This is a genomic window from Ferruginibacter sp. SUN106, assembly GCF_050611765.1.
Taxonomy (GTDB): domain Bacteria; phylum Bacteroidota; class Bacteroidia; order Chitinophagales; family Chitinophagaceae; genus Ferruginibacter.
In genome coordinates this window covers 656,175-673,582 of sequence record NZ_JBODJC010000003.1, presented here as the reverse complement: position 1 = coordinate 673,582, position 17,408 = coordinate 656,175, and the positions used below count along the sequence as shown (strand labels likewise).

The window sequence follows — 17,408 nt, the reverse complement described above, 5'->3', positions numbered from 1 at the left end:
AGGCGTTATACAAATGGCATAAACAAAATTTTAACAAACAAAAAAACCGAATTATTAAACCTGTGGCGTAGTGCACCGTCTATTATTACAAAGAAAGCAACTAAAAAAATTATTAAACCGATAAAAAATTAATTATGAAAAAGTATTTTGCTATCGAGCTGACCAAAGGTGAAACCATCGCATTGATTGCAATAATGATATGGATCGTAGCTTCACTTTTTGTACCCTTACCCGAAGTGAATTCATTAGGTATGTAAAAATAATTGAACCAGCATATTTGTTACAGGGCGTTAGAGATAGCGTCCTGTTTTTGTTTGTGAAGTTCTGCAATGCGCTTTTTTATTTCGTCAATATTTTGTTTGCCAATATAGTATTTTAATTTTTCAAATTTCCATCTGTAATGAGCGCTCCAAAAACTAGTCATCCTGCTTTCTGTTCTGGAAAAATATTTTTCATTTTCGGTTGCAAATTTTACAAAACTGTCAATACTATCTCTTGTTATATGTTTTTGTAAATCTTCTACAATTTCAATTACATAGTCGCCCAGTAAATCAAATTTAAAAGCAACCACAAAGTCGTCATTTTTTCCTGATAATAGTTTAAGCCTTTTTTGCCTTACGAAACCATTATGATGCTTTAGGTACAGGCAATTAAGGATATCTTTCTGTAAATCGGTCAATTCTTTTTCTTTATCCTCCGGTGGTATATTAAAGTATATTCGCTCTGGAATTTTTAAAATTTCTTTATTCAGGGAAACAACTAGTTTGCCCTGGTGAATCAGGCTATTGACTTTAATTTCGTTCCCGTCTTGATGTTTAATATGACGGTTAAAGGGGAGGATATTGATCACACATTCAACATCCTGTCTTAAAGACGATGGAAATGCATGACCAATAGCTTTTTTTTCTTTTCTTATTTGCAGTTCGTTTCTCCAATCCAATAAATTGGCGGATTTCAGTAATGAATAGAAACGTTTAATTTGATCCTTTATTAACATTGGTTTGCTTATGTGTCGATTTGTAATACTAAGTTATTGATTTGTAATTGCCTATAGCTGTGTAGTCTACGTTAGAAAAAACTTGCTTCAATCGTTCATATCTAACAATTTATCCCTATCTTTGCCGCCCGAAAAAGAAAAGTTCTCTTTTTTAAACATTTCCCACAAGGTTCAAAAAGTTTCCTGTACGTACAGGAGCACCAGCAGGGAGTAACTCAAAAATAAGTTATATAATGCCAAAGGTTAAAACCAACAGCAGCGCTAAAAAGCGCTTTAAAGTTACCGGTTCCGGTAAAATCACTTTCCAGAAAGCTTTCAAACGTCACATTCTTACAAAAAAATCTACCAAACGCAAACGTAACATGCGTATGGATGGTGTAGTTGCAGATGCCAACATGCACTTTGTAAAAAGACTATTGGGAATGAAATAATCCTCCGAAAGGAAAGAATCAACTATTAACTTTAAAAAAATTAGAATATGCCACGTTCAGTAAATGCAGTAGCCAGCAGGGCCCGCCGCAAAAGAATATTAAAAGCTGCCAAAGGTTTTTACGGTAAGCGTAAAAATGTATATACAGTAGCTAAAAACGTTTTAGAAAAAGGACAGACCTACGCTTATGTAGGCCGTAAACTTAAGAAAAGAGAATACCGCGGTTTATGGATTGCACGTATTAATGCAGCCGTAAGAGCAGAAGGTATTACTTACAGCGAATTCATCCACAAATTAGCTGCTAAAAATATTGATTTGAACCGTAAAGTTCTGGCTGACCTAGCTATGAACGAACCGGAAACATTCAAAAAATTAGTTGATTCAGTAAAGTAATTACTGGCGCAATAATGTAGTAAAACCGTCATGGCATAAGCGTGACGGTTTTTTTATGGATAAATATTTTTCAATCAATTACATTTGTAAAAAAATTCACTAACCCAATTAAGCAGTTCAGTAAATGGATAATACGTACAACGACCTCGTTCATCAAACCTTTAACTTTCCCCAGGAAGATTTTAAAGTAAAGAATGAGTACTTACAATACAACGATCTTGATATAAAAGCGCTGATAGATAAATATGGTACGCCGCTTAAATTAACTTACCTGCCAAAAATTGGTAAACAGATCAATAAGGCGAAAACCATGTTTGCCAATGCATTTAAAAGGCATAAGTACGAAGGAAAATACAATTACTGTTACTGCACTAAAAGTTCTCACTTTTCTTTTATTGTAGAAGAAGCGCTGAAGAATGATATTCACCTGGAAACTTCTTATGCTTATGATATCGATATCATAAAAAAATTATACGCCAAGAAAAAAATCAATAAAGATACTTTCATCATCTGCAATGGGTTTAAGCAAAAACCTTACACCAGCCGTATTGCCGGTTTATTAAACAGCGGATTTAAAAATGTAATTCCTGTATTGGATAATGTAGAAGAATTACGGGCTTATATTAAATCCGTAAAAGTTCCTTTTAACCTGGGTATACGGGTAGCTGCAGATGAAGAACCTAACTTTCCATTTTACACTTCCCGTTTAGGCATCAGGGCAAAAGATATTTTAGAATTTTATGTAGATAAGATTGAAGGCAACGAACACCGTTTTCAATTAAAAATGCTGCATATCTTTTTAAACAAAGGGATTAAGGATGATATTTATTACTGGAGTGAATTGAACAAAGTGATCAATTTGTATTGCCAGTTAAAAAAGATCTGCCCCGAACTGGATTCAATAAATATTGGCGGTGGTTTTCCTATCAAGCATTCGTTGGGCTTTGAGTATGATTACCAGTTTATGATCAACGAAATTGTAAGGAATATTAAAGTGGCTTGCAAGAAGAGTAAAGTACCGATGCCTAATATTTTTACAGAATTCGGCAGCTATACCGTGGGCGAGAGTATGGCACATATTTACAGTGTAATAGGCCAGAAGAACCAGAATGATAAAGAAACCTGGTACATGATCGACTCTTCTTTTATTACCACTTTACCGGATACCTGGGGTATTGGTGAGAAATTTTTAATGTTGCCTATCAATAAATGGGATAATGAATACCATCGTGTGGTGCTGGGCGGTATTACCTGCGACAGCCATGATTACTACGATAGCGAAGAGCATATCAACGAAGTTTTCTTGCCAAAGGTGGGTGATGGGGAACCTTTATATGTTGGTTTCTTTCATACCGGTGCCTACCAGGATCAGATCAGCGGGTATGGAGGTATTAAGCATTGCCTTATCCCATCGCCAAAGCATATTATTGTAGGGCATGATAAGAACGGAAAACTGGTGGATTGGGTATATGCCAAGGAACAAACGGCGCAAAGTATGCTGAAGATACTGGGGTATTAAAAAAAATAAGCCCACAAGACTATTTCCTGCAGGTGGGCTATTTTACAGAAGCGGTTTTTTTGCCCGCTTATATATTTAACGTAGGGTTGAGGAAATTATTATGTGTTATTCATGTGCATAATCAGTTTCCGTATTTCTCTTGCGGTGCTTTTTGATGTTTCTTTTAGCGACTCTCTTATCTGGCTTTGCCCCCGATTCGTATTTAGCATCTAAATAGTACTTGCCATCACAAAATTTCCAGTAGCGGTAGCCATATTCATTGTCGTAAAACATTTCTCCATCTTTATTGCTTTTTGCTAAATCATCTGCAATACTGATCACAGGCGGAGGGGTATAATCATCGTCAGCTGTCTTTACATTTTCAAATTTATCCTGTCTTTCAACATTGTTTTCAGGATAATCTTTTTTGTTACAGGCCGAAAAAATCACCAACGTAAATAATAACGGTAACCATTGGTGTAATTTGTATTTTTTCATGAAACTTGGGTTATACATTTACCTAGCAATTATTTTACCAAAAAAGAATAAATGAATTTTTTATGAAACAGTTTTTACTTTTTTTAACTTTTATTATGCTGTTTGTTACTATAAAAGCCCAATCAGCAGAGGATTCTATAAAAACAGTGATCAGTAAATTATTTGATGGTATGAAGAATAGTGATGCTGTATTATTAAAAACAGCATTTGCAGATAGCGCTATTTTACAAACCATCAGCAGTAATAAAGACGGTAAAACGATAATTGAAAACGACAGCGTTGAAAGCTTTGCAACTATTGTAAGTAAAATGCCAAAGGGAGATGCAGATGAAAGAATTGTGTACGATATAATAAAAATTGATGGCCCTTTAGCTATTGTGTGGGCACCTTATAAATTTTATTACAAAGGAGTTTTCAGTCATTGTGGTATTGATTCCTTTCAATTAGTAAAGATAAATGGTGAATGGAAAATACAATACCTGATTGATACAAGGAGAAAGAAAGGCTGCGAATAAAAATAGCCTGGCTTATAGTATTTTGTAAACAGGATGTTGCTTATAGGTTTTTACCGGCTGGCCACTATCACTGCACCTGGTTTTTTCAGCTTTTTCTGTAGTTTGCTTTTTAGCTTCTTCTAAAATGGCATCCCAGGTTACGTTTTGGTGAAATGGCCCAAAATAATTGACAAGCTCGGTGCGAAACTGGTTAGTGAAGAATCCACCATAAGAGGCATTACCATTAGATAATTCCCCTTTGGTTGCAGCGGTCATTAATATCGACATTGGCTTTTCGTTCATAAATAAGGTTTTGCAATTATCCAGGCTCCAGCCCAGAGAAGAACTCCTGGTACGGGGGATGTCGCAACTTACACTGGCTTTATCATCAGGATTATTATTGCAGCAATCGCTGAACACCAGATTAAACCTGGCGCCCTTCTTTTTTATTGTGCTAAAAACGTCTTCAATATTCATAGAACTTGCCAATGCATCTTCATAACTTTTATTAGACAATGCCATGTTGGGAAACTGCCTGGTATCATTCTGATTACTAAAACCATGACCGCTGTAATAAAATACTACAATATCTTTTGCACCAGGATTTAATGATTGAATGGCATTTTGAACATTCTGTTTATTGTAATCGCTGCCAAAAATAACTTTAGGATCAAAGCCAATCCCTAGATATTCAGCAAGGTCTTTAAAGGTCTTTAAAGTTCTGTCTTTATCCAGCACACAGGTATTACCAATACTTTCATCTTCGGTATTGGCAACTATAATAATATGCAATTGAGTCTTTTTCTGATCAGGAGTAAGCGCTCTTGAAGTAGTAGTAAAAAGATTTTCATAAAAATCTTCATTTTCTAAAAAGAAGATCGAAACAAAATCTTTGGTAAGGTCTTGTTGGTCGATAAGTTCCGGGGGATCAACAAATTTACCCTGCGCTGTGCCTTTTTCATCCGGTGAAGTAACGCCCCATGGCTCATACACACCCGTTCTGGTATCCATTTTAAACCAGAAACGTTCGGGATAATATTTAATGCTTTTATCTCCTGCAATGATCTCCGGATCAGAACCTTTAAAATATAACTTGGTTTGATCTATGTTGCCTTTTTTATCAACAGCATACATTTCTTCCATATTCAGGTCAACCAGCACATCTTCTTTACTAACATCGTCATAAAACCGCACCCGGTAAAAACCAGTTCCGTCGTCGTAGCGTACTAAAAAAACATGATACAATGTGGTATCCTGTATATTGGTAAAGCGGTAATTTAAATAGTAAACCGACTGGGAGTAGGCTGTACAACCTATCGCAAAAACAAGGAGGATGGTTAAGGTTATTTTTGCTCTCATTATTGTCAGTGCCTGATGGGGAATTTATTACTTTAAATCTACTTTTTAAAAATGGGAATATCAAGCTTTTGCCGGTTTAATTTTTAAAATAATTTATTCAAAGAAAATTTTACCTGTTAATTTAGATATTGAAAGTGTAGCCCCTGTAGTTAATTATCAGCCCCAAAAACTTTTTTATGAAAAAGAACTGCCTCTTACTTCTATTTCTTTTTTGCTTTATAATTACTCATGCACAAAAACAGTATGCCGATAGCCTTGCCTCTTTACTGGCAAAAGAAAAAATTGATACTAACAGGGTAACCTACATGTGGCAAATGGCAGGTGCGGTTTACATCTACAATCCCGATTCTGCCATAATACTGGCTCAGCGGGCATTGTTTCTTTCCCGGAATATTAAGTATACAGAAGGTGAGTCAAGATCATTGGGCGAAATAGCCAATGCTTTTTTAAGCATAGGCAATTACCCACGTGCACTGGAATATTATATTATGAAATTAAAATTGGAAGAAAAGAAAAATAATCCTCACAACCTTGCCAGTGTAACAATGAATATTGGTATTGTGTATGTTTACCAGGAAGAATATGAAAAGGCATTGGTATATTTTCGTGAAGCTGATTCAATAATTACAAATAACAACGTAAAAGATCTTAAATATAACATTGCCCTCAATATCGGTGATGTGTATGACAGGCAGAATATAGCAGACTCTTCGTTTGCCTATTTTTCAAAATCGCTGGAGATTGCAAAGGAATTAAAGGATGGATATTTAACAGGGATTTCTATGACCGGCCTGGCACATGTATATTTAAAGACAGCGCAGTATGATATTGCATTATTGAATTATAAAGGCGCATTACCTTACCTGGAAAGCGCCACTGCAGAAGATCTTATTTGTGAAGCCACTATCGGATTAGCAAAATTGTATGATCTAACGGGGCAAAGCGATTCCTCACTATTTTATGCCCGCTATTCATTTGCCCTTGCCCAAAAAGACGGGTTCCGGTCAAGGCAATTAGAGGCCGCTAATTTTTTAACGGAGCAATATAAAAAAATGAAGAAAACGGATAGTGCATTTGCTTATTTAGAACAGGTGCAGGTTTTAAAAGATTCTGTTAACAGTAAAGACAGGATAAGAGAATCCCAGATCATTTCAACTAATGAACAATTGAGGCAGGAAGAAATTGCTGAAAATACAAAAAAGGCAAAAGAGGAAAGGTCTCAGCAATTACAACTGCTGTTAATAGGAATATTCATTCCGGCTCTTTTCCTGATGACATTGCTGCTGAGCAAGAGGAAAATTCATATAAGAGTAATAAAATTTCTCGGCATCATTTCACTGCTGATACTTTTTGAATACTTAACCTTATTACTGCACCCCGTAGTAGTGGAAATTACCCATCACACACCACTTTTAGAGCTTTTGATATTTGTGATCATTGCATCACTACTGATACCTACCCATCACAGGATAGAACACTGGCTGATAGAGAAACTTACTATCAGGAAAACTAATAATCGTGACGGGAATTTGAAGTTTAAGAGACTTAGAATGAAAATAAAAAGAAATCTTTGATTCATACAATCTTAATAGCAGCATCAACCCGCCTTTTTTTTGCGAATTGATGCTGGTTAGTTAACTAACATTTATTTTAATGGCCGGGTAAAAGTGGCCTTGAACGACTGGTTGTGTCTAATTCATTTTGCCCGGAATCTTTTGCCATTGTATTAGTTGCAGCAGGAGGGGCAGTCTTCATTTTTGAGCTGTCTGGAGCTGTGGCATCGGCAGCCTTGGTTTCGCTGTTAGTACAGGCACAAAACGAGCTGATAACAAAACAGCCCAACAGAATACCCAAAGAGAAATTAGTTCTTTTTGTAAGCATATAGATTGGTTTAGAATATAATAGTACAAAAAAAGAATGTAGTTTCATAACAAAAATAAATACAATTAATAGTTGACCTTTATTGCATGTGGAATCATTTAAAGGTTTTGATACAATAAAAGTTTTGGTGATACGTTATTAGCAAAATCCTGATAAAATGAAAACAAATTTACCCTTTTTTAAAGGCGCATTATGCCTTTTTGTCTTGCTAAACTCCTGTACATCAAGTAAAAACTCCATCGATCAACACAAAGCAGAAATGGAAAGTGCTAAAGAAGAAAGCACCTGTTTTGTACAAATGAAAGACGGAAGCCTTAAAAATTATACCAGTTTAAAACTGGTTACCGGAGTTTTTAAAACACCTCATCTTGTTGCTGATGGAGGTATAATAATTACAGCAGATGATATTAAAGCTTACCAGAGTAAAGAGCATTATGCCATTTCTCAGAAAGAATTCAGTGCGTCTAAACCAAGTTATGTAGCGGTAGAAGCCTTACCAGGCTTTGCAGTGAGAGTAGCCAAAGGAAAACTTAATGTCTTTTCCCTGAAGTATTACAATGGTCATAACACCACCGAAAAATTTTATCTGCAATCAGGTGATGATGGCCAGATAACTGCTTATACCCCAGAGCTGATGAAAGCTTTAATAAGGGACAATAATGAAGCCTTTAATTTCTTTACCAATAAAAAGAAAGCAGCAGTATTTCCAAAGAATTTATTAGCTACCGCAGATATCTACAATAATCAGCGATACGTTTCTAAAAACTAATTTAAAAAAGCTGTCTCGAAAAGACAGCTTTTTTTATTACTTTATCCCTCAACCAATACGTAGGTTTCAACAGGCTTTTTTTGTGCTGGTAAATTCCTGCTTCTGTTTTAATCTTTGGTAAGACTACTACCGGAATATCCATTCATACTGATTTGACCTGATTTGAACGTTTGTTATTTTTGTTTATAACAGACTTGTCTCAGTAAGCAATGTATGCAATCCATTACCTTGTAAACGGATGTTTTCCCTTATTTACGCTTGCTGCCGTTCGGTAGTTATATCCTTTCTTCAAATGTACATATACAGATACCTTTAAAAGCATACGGGTTGATTGCCCATGGCGTCTCTGTCTAAATACTCAATAGCAGATATGGAACTGTAGCTATTTTTAATAATCTCATTCGCTACATGCACAGAATGAATGATTGGCAGCAGGTATCTTGTACATTTAAAGGAAACAAAAAACTCCGGTTTGATTATATTCGTTAAAACACTGTTGAAAAATACAATAAAGAAGGCTGTCTTTTTTTAAGACAGCCTTCTTTATTGTAGAAACGCTTTGCCTGGTTAAAGGCATATTAATAATTATGCCTCTTATCAACTTATTCTTTTACTACTGTAAATTGTTTACTTGTGCCGTCGGTATAAGTAAGCTGCAGGTAATAAATCCCTGAAGCCTGCCCGCCAAGGTTTAACTGATATTTCTTTGTATTGAATTCACCAATGGTTACCAGCTGGCCAATTTTGTTATACACTTTTAGAGAAACCATTGCCGCAGGTACTTCATTCAATTGAATTGTGTAAACACCATTGCCGGGGTTAGGGTACAGCCTGCTCACTGTAATATCTGCTGCAATCCTTAGCAAAACTGTAGCTGAATATTTATAATGGCCATCCTGGTCTACTTCTTTAAGCCTGTAATACAATTTATCAGTAGTAATGTCTTTTACTATATCTGTAAAATTATAAACGCCTCCCTGGCTGGTAGAGCCGCTAGCAGTAACGTTTGTAACAGGTATAAAATTTATTGCGTCAACACTTCTTTCTAACGTAAAATAAGCAAAATTTGTTTCGCCGGATGTTTTCCATTTTAGTAATGATGCATGTTTATTGTTGTCGTACTCACCTGTAAAATCAAGTAGTGATACTGCAAGAACTACTGCTGAAGTATTGAAACTAATAGAAGTAGCGACACCGCTTATTGTAAGCTCAGTTGTAGTACTGCCGCCTGCTGCAGGTACTTTTCTTATCATGGAGTAAGTAGGGTTTGTTGCATCGGTTTCCAAAAAGTAAACAGTTGTACCAGCGCCATCAGTAATGATGTCGTTTAATGTAGTTCCTGTTTCGATGGAAAGTACAGTAACTGCTCCGCCACTGATAGCCATTTTATTTACAGTAGCGTCAGTTTCTGTCCAGTAAATATTACCGGCAGCTACAGTCATGCCTCCAAAATAATTGGTGGTGGAATAAAGATCGGTGAAACCAGTACCGTCTGTATTGGCAGATGCAATTTTAAAATTGGTACCATCAGAATATTGGAAGTATATTTTATTGTTATAGTATTCAATATCTTTTGTGTCTGATGTACCCGTGCCGTTAAATTGCCCGGCCCCACCTGATATTTTAAGTATCCCGGTGCCATCTGTATTTGCTCTGTACAGGTCGGCGGAAGAATAGTCAGACGCCCAGTTCCAGTAAAATAATTTTCCGTTGCCTGTTGCCAAACCAGTTAAATAAGTTATGCCGGATATCAGCGATAGTTGCTGTCCTGTACCGTTAGTATTGGCTGAGGCTATCTTATCTGCATTTTGCCCCGAGATCCAGAATAATCTATTGGTATTGGCATCCAGTGTAATATTAGCCGCATAATAATCAGGAGCGTTGCTTAATAACGGTTCGGCGTTACCGAGGGTAAAGGTTGTTTTATTCAGTGGAGCAGTGTAGATAATATTATTTAAAGTAGAGAGGTAAATATTATCATTATAGCCGGTTGATGCAATTACCGGAAGCGTTGTTGTAAGGTTGGCCGTACTAAATGCAGTGGTGCCACCTGTAGAAACAATATTGGCATAACTTCCGTTGCTGCCTGTAGTACCATCCCACGCCCTGTAAGTAAAAGAAGGTGTACCCGTACTGGTAGGTGTAAAGCGAATTCTTGTAGCTGTTTGATAAGTGGTATAGCTCGGGTCAGCCATTAACTGTAACGCATTGCTGCTGCTTACGGCACCAAAGTTGGTCCAACTGCCTGCGCCAACTTTATATTGCCATGTGCCATTCGGTGCAGATTGTCCATATATGGCAATACCCCTGGGCACCATATTATACCATTCAGGCCCCCTGTCGTTGGCATCACTTATTAAAGTTGCAGCAGGCTTAGCACCATTTACCAGTTCAGCAATAGCAATACCATCCGAATTGGTAACAGAGCTTAGTAATGTATTTACATAAGTAGTTGCGCCGGTATTTAAAACAGGTGCTGTATTTATTGGTATTGTTATTTTGTAGTCTTCAACCTCCCCGGTATAGGTTCCGCAAGCTGTAGCTGTACCGCTTTGGCTTAAGGTTATTCGTATGCGATGATCACCAGGTACAGCTGATAAAGGTGGAATTATGCTGTTGCCTGTAGTGGTGCTGCTGATGGCAGGTACTGTGCCCGAAACTGTAAAAAGTTGCTCTCCGGCATCAGCAAAATCGCCATCATCATTCCAATCGGCAAAGCCTCTGAAATCATAATTTTTTGACGAACCGGTTGGGTTTGAAATACTGTAAAAAAAACCACCGCCAAAATAAGGTTTTACGGTTCCTGCACTTGAGCCTAATGTTTGTGTATAGCCATTACTTGCGGTGAAATAAGTTTGTCCTCCGGCGATATCTCCGAAGCCTCCAAAATTCAATTGTAAAATGTAAATACCTGAGTTGTTTATTACCGGGCTACAATATTGAGCCGTTGCAGAGAAATAAATAATGGTTGTAAATACGAAGATCAAAAATGCTTTTGTGTAAAGTGTTTTCATAGTAAAATGGTTTAAAAAAAGTAACTATATAAACAAGAATTACCGGTTTTTATTTTACCGATAACGGTCATTCTGTAGCTATTAATGCTGTAGTAATTTCACTACTATATCAACGCCTGCAATTAAAAAACTGCAGGGAACTACAGGTTGAAAAATGTGATAGGAAAAGCTGTAATTGCAAAAAACCATCAACATTGCTACGACTAAATACAGGTTTACTATAAATGGTTTGTTTAGCGTAAAAAAATATAATGATGTGTAAAAAAACATCCCGATATTTTTAACAGGCAGTCTTATAAATGCAGTTTTTTTATTTATTGCATACATTATAAAACCAAATAAATAGGTAATTTGCCAGTATGAATAAATTTGCTATTATAGCCGGCATAGTACTGTTATTTTCCTGTAACAGCAATAAAAATCCGCATATACAGATCACCACTAACTATGGTAATATTGAAGCTGAGCTTTTTGCAGATAAAGCACCCGGAACTGTTGCCGCTTTTTTATCTTATGTAGATGCAGGCATGTATAAAAAAAGCTCTTTTTACAGGGTTTTATTAGAAGAATCGATGGCCTCAAATAATAATACCGGCCTTATACAAGGAGGTATCTGGCAAAGCGATAATAAAAAAGCCGTTAGCATTCCCGGTATTGCGCACGAATCTCCACGGCAAACGGGTTTATCCCATACTTCAGGCACACTTTCGCTGGCAAGAAATGTTGCAGGATCTGCTAATACAGAATTCTTTATTTGTATTGGAGACCACCTGGATTTTGACAGCAGTAAAACTGCTAACCCGGATGGGTTGGGATTTGCGGCTTTCGGCAGAGTTGTAAGTGGTATGACGATAGTAAGAGAGATTCAAAGCCAGCCGGCAAATGGTCAATCATTTGTAAGGCCGGTAACAATACTGAACATTGAAAGGCTTTAAGTAAGCATAAAAAAAGGGTTCCGCATTGCAGAACCCATAATAAGTTAATAGCAAGATAACATTTAGTATGCTACAAACGCAACTAAAGCTAAAAATCCATAAAATGCGGCAATAATTCCGATCGCAGCAAATGTGTCTGCCACAACAGGAGCGTAAATCTTTTTCATTTCTTACGGTTTTAATGATTAAAAAATAGGTCTAAAAACCTGGTTTTCAGCAGATACGGAATACGGAATAAATTGTGAAAAGATTTTACTATTGAGGGAGGTGGTTGATAACAGGCATTGAATCGTTAGTGCAAAAGTATAACTATATTCCGGTTTCGCAAATTTTTTTGCATTTTTTTTATAACGAAACCCTTTACTGCACTAAGTTTTATGCATTTTTGTTGAAATTTATCAAACTAAAAACATTTTAAAATAACTAAGCATAAAGACTATAATTTTGCAGCATAATCAGCAAGTTGATAAAATAAAAATGCAGCCACTAAAAGATTTTATAGCATCGGGGATACTGGAAATGTATGTATTAGGTAATGCCAGTGCCACTGAAGCAAAAGAAATTGAGCGCATGGCTGTGATGCACCCTGAGATAGGAGATGAGATTGAAAGTATAGAAAGGGCTTTACAGGAGTATTCCGTTTCTAACCCGGTAATGCCTGAAGAAACCATTAAGCCTTTTTTGCTGGCTACAATTGATTATTCTGAAAGAATTAAAAATGGCGAGGCAGAATCTTTTCCACCCGTAATAAATGAAAACTCCACGATCGCAGAATTTAATGCATGGTTAAGCCGTGAGGATATGCAGGCACCGGAAGTTTTACCCGATCTGCATGCCAGGATTATCGGGTACACGCCAACGATGACAACTGCCATTGTATGGATAAAGAAAATGGCTCCTCAGGAAATTCATCATGATGAGTTTGAAAAATTTCTTGTGGTTGAAGGGTCTTGTGATATTGTTATTAGCGATGAAACACATCAATTAACGGCAGGGGATACCCTTAATATTCCTTTATATAAACCTCATGTTGTAACAGTAACCTCTGCTATTCCCTGCAAAGTGATACTGCAGAGAATAGCAGCGTAGCTATATGCCCAGGCTCCAGCCTTCTCTGTAACTTCTTTTTACAAATTGATTAGCTTCTTCAAAATTGGTGATCTTCATATTGTCACCATCCCACAATAATTTTATGCCACGTCCCGGGTAATCAAACTTACCGGGTTCGGTTGCTCTTTCTTTTCTTACATCATAACTTCTTATGGCCAGGTTACCCATTAATACTGTTTCTGTAAGTGGCCCGGCAATACTGAATGGAGAACTTAGATTTTTTGCTTCTTTACTATTGACGCCGGCAATACAGGCTTCTACCCATTGTTTGTAGTGGCCGCCAGCGCCGCCCGGCACTCGTGCAATAGTTACAGGTGTGTTTACTTCTTTATTGCGTGATAACGGCAGCAACCTTGCATTAGCGCCATAAGTATCACACATCATTTTTCCTTTTGTGCCAACAAATATTACACCGTTGCCACCATCACCCATTATTTCATTGGCTCCTAATTCATCCGGGCGTTCGGGTTGAATACCACCATCCATCCAATGTAAAATGGTATGTTCTTTACTTTTTTTATTTTCAAATTTTAGCGTAACATGCGATGCAGCTGGTGCACTTTCAGGAAAATACCCACGCCTGAATGGCCCGGTGTAATAAGAACTAACGCTACAGGTGGCCTCGGTAGGGTAGCCAAGTCCTAATACCCGAAATGGAGCTTCTATTAAGTGACATCCCATATCGCCTAATGCGCCGGTACCATAATCCCACCAGCCACGCCAGTTAAAAGGAGCTATATTTTCTACATAATCTTTTTTAGGAGCAGTGCCTAACCAAAGGTTCCAATCTAATTCATCAGGAACCGGAGAAGGTTTGCCTGGCCATGCTATGCCTTGTGGCCACACCGGCCTGTCCGTCCACACGTATACATCATGTACATGACCGATAACATCTGCATTATACCATTCCATCAATTGTCTTACACCATCTCCTGACGAACCCTGGTTACCCATTTGTGTAACTACTTTATATTTTAATGCCGCTTGTGTAAGCATCCTGGCCTCATAAATATCATGGGTAAGTGGTTTTTGCACGTACACATGTTTGCCCAGCTGCATTGCAGCCATGGCTTGTATAGCATGGTTATGATCTGGCGTGGAAACGGAAACCGCATCAAAGTTTTTGCTTTCTTTATCCAGCATCTCCCTGAAATCTTTATAGTATTTTGCTTTAGGAAAACGGCCTCTGCTGGTAGCAGCCTGCCTGTCGTCAACATCACATAGAAAAGCAATATCCGCTTTACCACTTTTAAAAAATTCATTCAGGTCGCTTTCGCCTTTACCACCTGCACCAATACCTGCAACAATCAACCTGTCGCTGGGAGCGATGAATCCTCGTCCACCCAACACATGCCGTGGAATAATGTAAAAACCGGTTGCCAGTGCAATACTGTTTTTAAGGAAGCTTCTGCGTGAATTGTTTTCTGTCGCAGCATTTTTTTTCTTTTTCATATTAACGAGCGTTTGAGTGAATACCTGTTTGAGAATTTAATTTAAATCAAAATTTCAGAAACAGCCCTGTATTTTTAAATATTTTTAAAATAACAGTAATTAAAAGAAAGAAGCTATAAGTTACTTACTTTTACAAAAAATATCTATATGAAACTTTTTGTTGCTGGCTTACCGTATGATCTAGATGATGCCGAACTGGAAGAAATATTTGAGAAATTTGGCAAAGTTGCATCTGCCAAAGTTGCTATTGATAAAGAAACCGGGAAAAGCCGTGGCTTTGGTTTTGTTGATATGCCTGACCGCACTGAAGCAAAGGATGCGATGGATAGTCTTAATGAAATATCACTGGGAAAAAAACCACTGGTAATTAAAGAGGCTGAAGAGCGCAGCGGGCCTCCTTCCGGCAACCGCGGTGGAGGTGGTTATAATGGTGGTGGAAGTAGCGGCGGTGGTTACCGGGGTGGCGGAAACAGTGGTGGTAATGACAGGGGTAATTTTAACCGTGACAGAAACCGTTATTAAGGCGATCTGCTTACTTAACTGTTCCAACAAATTTAATTGGTATTAACGAAGCTGAAATACGGCACTGCATTGGTGCGTACAGCAAAAAAAGAATAATAATTATGAGCGAAGTTGCACTTACACAAGGCGAAATACACACAGCAAAAGGTGTTTTAAAATTTGAACTATATGATGATGATGCGCCGATTGCCGTGGCTAATTTTAAAAAATTGATTACAGAAGGCTTTTACAACGGTTTAACCTTTCACAGGGTTATTCCCGATTTTATGATTCAGGGAGGCTGCCCTAATGGTAGCGGTGCAGGCGGGCCAGGCTATACAATCAAGTGTGAAACCAAAGGTGCAAAACAAATTCACGACAGGGGAGTGATGTCGATGGCACATAGGGGATTGAATACCGGGGGCTCTCAATTCTTTATTTGCCATAACCGCAGTAATACTAAACATCTTGATGGTGTACATACCTGCTTTGGTAAAATAATTGACGGTGTAGATGTGATTGATGATATAAGAGGCGGTGATATAATGGAAAAAGTAATCCTGCTCTGATCATTTTTCAAAGCAACACTAAAATAAAACAGGCCGGTTTAAATAACCGGCCTTGTTCATTAACAATCACTAACTATAAAAAAACACTATTATAAATTAATCAGGCTGTTACTGCCACCAAATTCATTAGGCACTTCGCTATCTGCTTCAGGTTCGTTAACCCAGGTAGTTTCGTTAACCCTGTATTTAAACTGGTGCTGAGAGTTTTTAGGTAAAGAAACATCGCAGGTAAAACTGCCATCTTTCTTTTTACTCATTATAACTGAATTTTTCCAATCGCTGTTTAAGCCAAGTACTTCTACTGTTTCGGCATTTTCAGCGGTAAACACAAATTTTACCTTGCAGTAATCCTTGGTTTTAAAATACGTCTTCTGGATCATTTGTTTTCTTTTTAGTTAAAAATATTTGTTTGTATGTGCCAATAAGTGACACTTACAAAAAAGCATAAAATTTTTATTATAGCAGGCGGAAAAGGCGCTTCGTTCAGCGAATATCTTATCAAAAACCGCTGCAGCGTAAGTAATAGCTGCAAAATAATTCAGATATTAGTTTCTTAGTGGTTAATACTTATTTTTTTAAAAGGTAACCCAAAGCTGGTGTTATTGTATTGTTTATTTAATGTAATTCCCCTGCCAAACGATATACTGTAAATAAAAAAAACTTGCAAATACTTTATTTAAAGTACTTACAAGCTTAGTTTTAGTTTAGCTTTTCCAGGGAAATACAGTATCGATAAATTGCTTTACAATTTAGAGAACCACCATATCATTTTCGTTTACAGTAGTTGTTTCTTTAAGGCTTGTTGTAGCAGAGAAAGTTTTGCTGTACACTTTGCTGCCTGATAACAATTTAAAGTTTAATTCCTGGCCATCTTTTTTCTCAATCTTAAACGTTTGCAGTTTTAAGTTTGATTTCCAGCTTTGAGAATATAGCTCGCCTTCAGATTTGTCGTTAATTTTCAGCAAAGAATAGTTGCTGCTACCGGTGTTGATCTCTACCTGGAAATAAAGATAATCATCTTCATTACCAATGTATTTTACGGTAAATGGTTCGTCTGCTTTTGCAGTTTTTGCTGTAGCAGTTTGGGCTGAAGCAGAAGTAGCAAATAATACAACTGCGATAAAAGCCGTGGTGATGTTTTTCAAATTTTTCATTTTGTTTTAATTTAAAGGTTACTAATTAATACCGTTTTTAAAGGTTACTCTGTTTTATAATTGTGTTAACTGTATACAGTCAACGGGTTTACTTTCTTATTCATGTAGCAGGCTGAATGGTTAGATTTTTTCGATATGGCAGGCAACGGATAAAGTGCTTAACGCAACTTTTTATAAAGTAAGAAACAGTGACAACAGCATTTTTTTAAATTCTTATTTTGCTGTATTATTTATAAGAGCACTGATTAATTCTGATGCAAACATACTGCGGGTTTTTAAACTCTTTAAACCCATTTTACATAGTTTTTATTACTCCAAAATAGTTAAAAAAATCTTTAAACCCTTGCTGGTATT

Annotated in this window: 19 protein-coding genes; 11 read left to right on the top strand and 8 right to left on the bottom strand. The window is 37.0% G+C overall.

Translation table 11 applies throughout. The annotated features are described in order from the left end of the window. Positions 1-134: 134 nt before the first annotated feature. Complete coding sequence (locus tag ACQ334_RS14440; RefSeq protein WP_430988944.1) at positions 135-257, top strand: hypothetical protein; 123 nt, start codon at positions 135-137, stop codon at positions 255-257. Between the two features lie 23 nt (positions 258-280). Here ACQ334_RS14440 and ACQ334_RS14435 read toward each other — a convergent pair whose 3' ends face one another. Further along, positions 281-997 carry a hypothetical protein gene (locus ACQ334_RS14435; RefSeq protein ID WP_430988943.1) on the bottom strand — a complete coding sequence of 239 codons (717 nt, stop codon included), beginning with the start codon at positions 995-997 and terminating at the stop codon, positions 281-283. A gap of 233 nt (positions 998-1,230) precedes the next feature. On the opposite strand from ACQ334_RS14435, the gene rpmI reads away from it, so the two are divergent. The 3 genes from rpmI (at position 1,231) to ACQ334_RS14420 (ending at position 3,339) form a co-directional block, all read left to right on the top strand. Continuing rightward, entirely contained in the window at positions 1,231-1,428 is a 198-nt protein-coding gene (gene rpmI, locus ACQ334_RS14430; protein WP_430988942.1) for a 50S ribosomal protein L35, read from the top strand. A 47-nt stretch (positions 1,429-1,475) separates the two neighbouring features. Beyond that, positions 1,476-1,820, top strand: coding sequence for a 50S ribosomal protein L20 (rplT, locus tag ACQ334_RS14425; RefSeq protein WP_430988941.1), 345 nt, complete (start codon positions 1,476-1,478; stop codon positions 1,818-1,820). A 124-nt stretch (positions 1,821-1,944) separates the two neighbouring features. After that, complete coding sequence (locus ACQ334_RS14420) at positions 1,945-3,339, top strand: arginine decarboxylase (protein WP_430988940.1); 1,395 nt, start codon at positions 1,945-1,947, stop codon at positions 3,337-3,339. 105 nt (positions 3,340-3,444) lie between these two features. Here ACQ334_RS14420 and ACQ334_RS14415 read toward each other — a convergent pair whose 3' ends face one another. Continuing rightward, entirely contained in the window at positions 3,445-3,816 is a 372-nt protein-coding gene (locus ACQ334_RS14415) for a hypothetical protein (RefSeq protein ID WP_430988939.1), read from the bottom strand. Positions 3,817-3,878: 62 nt separating this feature from the next. Between ACQ334_RS14415 and ACQ334_RS14410 the strand changes: the two genes are divergently transcribed. Then, entirely contained in the window at positions 3,879-4,331 is a 453-nt protein-coding gene (locus ACQ334_RS14410) for a nuclear transport factor 2 family protein (protein WP_430988938.1), read from the top strand. 12 nt (positions 4,332-4,343) lie between these two features. Here the strand turns inward: ACQ334_RS14410 and ACQ334_RS14405 are convergent, their stop codons facing one another. Next, entirely contained in the window at positions 4,344-5,669 is a 1,326-nt protein-coding gene (locus ACQ334_RS14405) for a caspase family protein (protein WP_430988937.1), read from the bottom strand. A 176-nt stretch (positions 5,670-5,845) separates the two neighbouring features. Between ACQ334_RS14405 and ACQ334_RS14400 the strand changes: the two genes are divergently transcribed. Next, positions 5,846-7,243, top strand: a complete 1,398-nt coding sequence (locus tag ACQ334_RS14400; RefSeq protein ID WP_430988936.1) for a tetratricopeptide repeat protein — start codon at positions 5,846-5,848, stop codon at positions 7,241-7,243. A gap of 76 nt (positions 7,244-7,319) precedes the next feature. Here the strand turns inward: ACQ334_RS14400 and ACQ334_RS14395 are convergent, their stop codons facing one another. Beyond that, positions 7,320-7,550 carry a hypothetical protein gene (locus ACQ334_RS14395; RefSeq protein WP_430988935.1) on the bottom strand — a complete coding sequence of 77 codons (231 nt, stop codon included), beginning with the start codon at positions 7,548-7,550 and terminating at the stop codon, positions 7,320-7,322. Positions 7,551-7,707: 157 nt separating this feature from the next. Between ACQ334_RS14395 and ACQ334_RS14390 the strand changes: the two genes are divergently transcribed. After that, complete coding sequence (locus ACQ334_RS14390) at positions 7,708-8,319, top strand: hypothetical protein (RefSeq protein WP_430988934.1); 612 nt, start codon at positions 7,708-7,710, stop codon at positions 8,317-8,319. A gap of 602 nt (positions 8,320-8,921) precedes the next feature. On the opposite strand, the gene ACQ334_RS14385 is transcribed toward ACQ334_RS14390, so the two are convergent. Next, entirely contained in the window at positions 8,922-11,333 is a 2,412-nt protein-coding gene (locus ACQ334_RS14385) for a GEVED domain-containing protein (protein WP_430988933.1), read from the bottom strand. A 359-nt stretch (positions 11,334-11,692) separates the two neighbouring features. Here ACQ334_RS14385 and ACQ334_RS14380 point away from each other — a divergent pair, with 359 nt between their 5' ends. Together ACQ334_RS14380 and ACQ334_RS14375 are read left to right on the top strand one after the other, a co-directional pair. Then, the gene (locus ACQ334_RS14380; RefSeq protein ID WP_430988932.1) at positions 11,693-12,268 is read left to right on the top strand and encodes a peptidylprolyl isomerase; all 576 of its coding nucleotides are present in this window, start codon (positions 11,693-11,695) and stop codon (positions 12,266-12,268) included. A gap of 477 nt (positions 12,269-12,745) precedes the next feature. Continuing rightward, on the top strand, positions 12,746-13,357 hold the full coding sequence (locus ACQ334_RS14375) for a cupin domain-containing protein (protein WP_430988931.1): 612 nt from the start codon (positions 12,746-12,748) through the stop codon (positions 13,355-13,357). Here the strand turns inward: ACQ334_RS14375 and ACQ334_RS14370 are convergent, their stop codons facing one another. Further along, on the bottom strand, positions 13,358-14,830 hold the full coding sequence (locus ACQ334_RS14370) for a Gfo/Idh/MocA family protein (protein ID WP_430988930.1): 1,473 nt from the start codon (positions 14,828-14,830) through the stop codon (positions 13,358-13,360). 147 nt (positions 14,831-14,977) lie between these two features. Between ACQ334_RS14370 and ACQ334_RS14365 the strand changes: the two genes are divergently transcribed. Beyond that, the gene (locus ACQ334_RS14365; protein ID WP_430988929.1) at positions 14,978-15,352 is read left to right on the top strand and encodes an RNA recognition motif domain-containing protein; all 375 of its coding nucleotides are present in this window, start codon (positions 14,978-14,980) and stop codon (positions 15,350-15,352) included. Positions 15,353-15,453: 101 nt separating this feature from the next. Further along, positions 15,454-15,900 (top strand): peptidylprolyl isomerase, encoded by a 447-nt coding sequence (locus ACQ334_RS14360; protein ID WP_430988928.1) that lies wholly within the window; start codon positions 15,454-15,456, stop codon positions 15,898-15,900. An 89-nt stretch (positions 15,901-15,989) separates the two neighbouring features. Here the strand turns inward: ACQ334_RS14360 and ACQ334_RS14355 are convergent, their stop codons facing one another. Then, complete coding sequence (locus ACQ334_RS14355) at positions 15,990-16,280, bottom strand: isoamylase early set domain-containing protein (RefSeq protein WP_430988927.1); 291 nt, start codon at positions 16,278-16,280, stop codon at positions 15,990-15,992. A 369-nt stretch (positions 16,281-16,649) separates the two neighbouring features. Further along, positions 16,650-17,054 (bottom strand): hypothetical protein, encoded by a 405-nt coding sequence (locus ACQ334_RS14350; RefSeq protein ID WP_430988926.1) that lies wholly within the window; start codon positions 17,052-17,054, stop codon positions 16,650-16,652. Positions 17,055-17,408: the final 354 nt, after the last annotated feature.